This is a genomic window from Erwinia sp. MYb416, from assembly GCF_037479575.1.
Lineage (GTDB): Bacteria > Pseudomonadota > Gammaproteobacteria > Enterobacterales > Enterobacteriaceae > Erwinia > Erwinia rhapontici.
Genome location: NZ_JBBGYT010000244.1, coordinates 1 through 573, shown reverse-complemented (window position 1 = coordinate 573; position 573 = coordinate 1). Strand labels below are relative to the sequence as shown.

Here is a 573-nt window from a genome sequence, read left to right as displayed (position 1 = left end):
CTCAGGAAATCAGCCTGCGCTGTTATCCTTTTCATGATCATGTCGTTAGTCAGTGCACCAATGAGCAAAGACACGTCTAAAGCCAGCGCTGGATACTGCTCAGCGTTGATTTTGTCTATCATGTCTATCACGCCACCCAACTCGATCTTACGCTTCGCCTCTGCCTTTCTGGCTGCTGTTCTCTCTTCACTTTTCATTCTCTTAATCTGCTCCTTTTTCTGCTCGATCTCTTTTTCTAATCTGGCTACTTTTTCAACAATAGGCACAAACATATAAATCACCCCCTTTCACTAAATCGATCAATGCGCTGACCGCTAAAAACGTTCCACATCCAGCATAAGCCAGGGCGATAAACGGCAGAGCTATAACGAAACCGGCAAACATTACTAAGCAAAACCCTACGTTGCCGATTACGTCTTTCACATATTGATACCGCATGGCTTTTTTAAACTCTTTAAACTCTTCAGTCTCTTCTCCTTTTGAATCCAAGCCCGTAGAGTTAGAACATAATTCATCATCAAAAGGTTGAAAATCGTCGTTCGCATTATTTATCATTCAACATCTCCGCAATAT

2 protein-coding genes are annotated in these 573 nt (G+C 42.2%); both read right to left on the bottom strand.

The annotated features are described in order from the left end of the window. Positions 1–272: hypothetical protein (locus WH277_RS02270; RefSeq protein WP_339504168.1), on the bottom strand; the 272-nt coding region annotated here is incomplete at its 3' end. Then, on the bottom strand, positions 253–555 hold the full coding sequence (locus WH277_RS02265; RefSeq protein WP_339504167.1) for a hypothetical protein: 303 nt from the start codon (positions 553–555) through the stop codon (positions 253–255). The genes WH277_RS02270 and WH277_RS02265, both read right to left, overlap by 20 nt. Positions 556–573 lie beyond the last annotated feature (18 nt).

Bases quoted from the DNA above. Each gene is read 5' to 3' on its own strand.
- WH277_RS02265 (WP_339504167.1), bottom strand. From the start codon at position 555: ATGATAAATAATGCGAACGACGATTTTCAACCTTTTGATGATGAATTA.